This is a genomic window from Algoriphagus sp. UBA3586, from assembly GCF_002376385.1.
Lineage (GTDB): Bacteria > Bacteroidota > Bacteroidia > Cytophagales > Cyclobacteriaceae > Algoriphagus > Algoriphagus ornithinivorans.
The window spans coordinates 82078-82455 of the sequence record NZ_DFMT01000016.1 but is presented as its reverse complement, the minus strand read 5'-3'; the positions used below and the strand labels follow the sequence as shown (position 1 = coordinate 82455).

General features: G+C 41.0%; 1 pseudogene. It reads left to right on the top strand.

The window, feature by feature from the left end:
* Positions 1 to 378, top strand: a pseudogene (locus tag B2906_RS04900) (threonine--tRNA ligase); the annotation flags it as partial.

Genomic DNA, 378 nt, shown 5'->3' with positions numbered 1-378 from the left:
GAACAAAAAATGATCGAATTGGCTCGGGAAAAGAATGAGTATATCCGAAAGGACATTTCTAAAAAAGATGCTATTTCCTTTTATCAACAAAAAGGAGATGAATATAAATTAGACCTATTGGAAGGTCTGGAAGATGGTACAATCACATTTTATGAGCAGGGAAACTTCACAGATCTTTGCCGTGGTCCTCATATCCCCAATACCGGATTTATTAAAGCTGTCAAGCTTACCAACATAGCCGGAGCTTACTGGAGAGGGGATGAGAAGCGTAAGATGCTGACCCGTATTTATGGTGTTACTTTCCCAAAAGCCAAGGAATTACAGGAGTACTTGGTCATGCTGGAAGAGGCCAAAAAGCGGGACCATAGAAAGATCGGA